Annotated in this window: 3 protein-coding genes and 1 pseudogene; 2 read left to right on the forward strand and 2 right to left on the reverse strand. The window is 61.8% G+C overall.

From position 1 onward, the window contains the following. Nucleotides 1-186, forward strand: a 186-nt coding sequence (locus tag LCF59_RS17535) for a hypothetical protein (RefSeq protein WP_292288911.1), incomplete at its 5' end; no start/stop codon positions are given. A gap of 1 nt (nucleotide 187) precedes the next feature. Further along, the gene (locus tag LCF59_RS17540) at nucleotides 188-385 is read left to right on the forward strand and encodes a hypothetical protein (protein ID WP_292288912.1); all 198 of its coding nucleotides are present in this window, start codon (nucleotides 188-190) and stop codon (nucleotides 383-385) included. Nucleotide 386: 1 nt separating this feature from the next. Here LCF59_RS17540 and LCF59_RS17545 read toward each other — a convergent pair whose 3' ends face one another. Both LCF59_RS17545 and LCF59_RS17820 read right to left on the reverse strand, forming a co-directional pair. Further along, nucleotides 387-2,759 (reverse strand): hypothetical protein, encoded by a 2,373-nt coding sequence (locus LCF59_RS17545; RefSeq protein WP_292288913.1) that lies wholly within the window; start codon nucleotides 2,757-2,759, stop codon nucleotides 387-389. A gap of 129 nt (nucleotides 2,760-2,888) precedes the next feature. Beyond that, a pseudogene (locus LCF59_RS17820) lies at nucleotides 2,889-3,398 on the reverse strand (hypothetical protein); the annotation flags it as partial. Between the last annotated feature and the right edge of the window lie 151 nt (nucleotides 3,399-3,549).

The following is a 3,549-nucleotide window of genomic DNA, read 5'->3' on the forward strand; positions in this document are numbered from 1 at the left end:
TGGCGGATATCCCTTTCGCAAGACATCGAAACAATCGGCTCCACTGCTGAATTTTTGGCCGCACTTTGCCCAATGGACGCGACCCGCCGAGAACATGTTTTTCGCCCAGTGGGAAGGCACAACAACCCCGCCCGCGCGTGGCTCATTGTAATCCTCGAAGCCCTGATCGCGCAGGAGGACACCTGACATGACCCATGAAACCTACGGCCACACCAAGATCGCCAAGCTGCGCGCTGCCGTCAACGCTTTGCGCGCGGCGATACGCTCCGAATCTCTCAGCCGCCTATCCGGCGGGGAGGGCTTCCGTTTCTCGAAGAAAAAAAACGAATTCAGAGGGTTACGTGCCGACCCCGCAGCAAACCATATTTTCAAACAGCAAAGATAAGCTATTGTTTTTTAGCAGCTTTTCCAAAGGGCAAAAAAAGATCCTCGAAAAGATCTCGCGTGAACCCTGTAAAATCAGTGTATGTCATCACTGGTTCAAGATCATCCCCATAATCGGAGATTTCCACCTGCATAACACGGCCAAGCTCGCCAGGCTCGACCTCGGCGCCGCCCGCCATCTCCTGCCAGGCGCGCTCGGTCATCGCATCGAACAGGAAACACCCCGGCATGATTTCGACAGTCAGGGCGGCCTCGCTGGCAGGCTGAAGTTCGCTGTTCCGCGTGCCGGGCGCGAGATCCCGGTACCAGGTGGCGTCCCGCAGATCATCTCCGACAAGCTTGTAGAGAACCGATCGCGTATCCGATCTCCGGAACTTGCGCACGACGCACATGCGCTGCGTCATACGCGCTGACACGCGACGGATATACCGGCCAAGCGGCGCTTCGGCGTTGTCACGGGACGCATCGACCATCTTTTCGCGCAAGGCGATCTCCGCATCGCGCAAGGGGAAAGGCACGGTCGTTTCCAGGATCGGTGCGGCGTTGATCACAGAAAGATCGGTGTTCCCGGTAAGATCCTTGAATAGCCTCCCCGCGAAAGTATCGAGATCCGGCGTCCCAACACCCGTTATGCGCGGTGTCTCGGTTTCGACACCCGGCATGGCCAGCTTGCCGCCCTGCATCGCGATCGGGCTGCGCCCGAGGATGAGCAAGTTCGTATGGATTCCGGCCGCGGGCCGGTGGCGCCACACCCGGCCGGCAGCCTGGATGATCGAGCGCGTCGAAATCGGATCCAGGATCGCCCAGTCGAAGTCCAGGTCGTTCCCGGTCTCGATGACAGGAGACGTGACGAGAACGATCTCGATGTTTTTCACGCCCGCGTCGGACGCGCGTTCAAACACATCTTCGGCATGGCAAAGGGACTTCAAACCTTCATTCGGGTCATCGCCTTTACGGGTGAGAGCGCGCTTCAGCCGTGTCTCGATCCAGCCGCGATGCAGTCGCGGAAACTGGGAATGAAGGCACAGCACAACACGCAGGTGATCGTCGAGTTCTCCGGAAGGAAGCTGCGCGGCCAGCGCCGCGGTGTGTGAAATCCGGGTCATCCGAACCATGCCGAAAGACACGCGAAACCCGTCGATGCTTTGGGCATTGCGCACGTGCAGCGACCGACAGGATTGATCGACCTGACTGACCAGATCTTCCCAACCCTCACAGGCCGGCAGGATCTCCGCACGTCGCGCGGGCGGAGCCGCCTTCAATGCAGCCAGCGTGACCTCTGAGCTTTCCGAAAGGATTTCATCCAGGGTCTCGCCGTTCTGGTTGGTCCGGCAGGACCCGGGTGCGTCCCCTATCACCAGGAGATTTACATGATCGGCGACGCCGCGCGATGCAGCGAAGACGGACCATCCCTCCCGGTAAGCCGCGTGAAGCGCTTGCGCGATGTCCGGCGTCAGGGTGGCCGACATGATGATGACCCGCCGGCCAGCGGAAGCGGCCTGGTAGACCAAGCGGCCGATCGCGGCGATGTCCTCGCCCTCGAACTGGTCAATCTCGTCGAGGATCAGGTCGGACGTCGCCACCCGCAGGGACTGCATGAGATACCGAGAGTTCACGGGTGCTGCGACTCCCATGAGGTGGTCGATCGTGCCCACCATGATCGGCGGAGATACGAGTCTGCGTGCCGCGGCAGCCTTGGGACCTTTCCCCTTGCCGGGATCGGCGGCCGACAGGATCTTCTCGAAGAACGCAGGCAGGCCACGGCCCGTATCGAGAGACAAGGACCTCAGCCAGTCTGCCTCCCGTTCGTCGCCCGGATCGGGCACTGCGCCGGTGGCCATTTCCACTTTCAGCCAGTCGGGGATCTCAATCTGGCTTTCCGATCCGGTCGCGTCAGGCTCGTCCGCCTGAACGCCATGCGCGAAGGACAGCGGAGCCTGACCAACCAGAACGGAGACGTCCTGGTCGTTGAACCCGAGATCCGAGACATATTCGGTCGCCGATTGGGTCGCCAGAACACGCAGGCCGAGCCCGAGGCTCATGCGGAATGCGCGCCGCTTGGCCCATGCATCACCAAAGGTGGCGCCCGCGAGGATCGTCGGTGCGGCGCGGGTTTTTCCTGTTCCGGTTCCGGCCATCAGGCAGGCAAAGAAGCCTCCCTCATGAGCCTCGCAGAGCGCCCTTGCCGCGCGCGCGGCGTCAGATTGCCACCTGAACCGTGGATTTTCCGAGAGAGCAGGGAAGGCGATATCCGTTGGGACGTCGGCCTCATCGAGTGCCGGAAAGCCATCGGCATAACGCTCGAACAGATCGACGCCATGTCGCGCCGCGGCGTGAACGCGGCGAACGTGCTGGCCGAGACTGTCTGCGGCCACAAAGCCTCGCCTGTCCGGTCCTGGCAGCGTGTTCGCGAGGTGCTCAGGATGACATTCGGATGGCTGCTTGCTCGCGGACCCGAAATGATCGGCCATCATCAGGCCGGCGCGGAGGAACACGTCGAGACCGATGGTCGCCTGACCGGTATGCAACGCTTGCGTCTCGGCGCAAAGCGCGTCCAGCCACCATGTTTCGTGCCAAAAGGCGGTACCGGGCGCGATCGCCAGGTCGCGCAGGCTGTCGAAGTCATCGGTTTGCCTAACGTGACGCGCAGCGAGGGGTTCAAGAAGATTGCTTCCCCCATCGGGCAGTCGGTGATGCGTCTGGATGAGCATGCCGATTGCATGCGCGAGACTGCCCTCTCGTTTCAGAAAATCGAAAGGCAGGGGGCTTTCAGGGTGCATCGCGATGACCCCCAGAGGACGTCGGACCGCATCACATGCCGTGTCGATGTCTTGACCACGCAAATCGCACAGGGCTTTTGGCAGCGCCTCATCCAGCGTCTTGCCGAACAGCTGATCCCAGACAGCAGCGGAGTGCAGCTCGTGGCGCACGGGATCGGCTTCCGGTGCGCCGCCCTTGAGCGCGCGCTGCAGCTTGTTTTGGAACAGGACCGTGGCTTTTCCGAGATCGTGCAACAGCGCGGCAATGCGGACAACGGAGCGATTGACAGAGGCTGTCTGGGATTTGGGGATCTGCGCCGGCCGGGAGGCGACGGGCGCGATACCGGTCTCGGAGAACGCGTGTTTCGCCCCGATCCGGACGAGCGGAACACGGCTTTCATGGGCG

The organism is Marivita sp. (assembly GCF_020055675.1).
GTDB lineage: Bacteria > Pseudomonadota > Alphaproteobacteria > Rhodobacterales > Rhodobacteraceae > Marivita.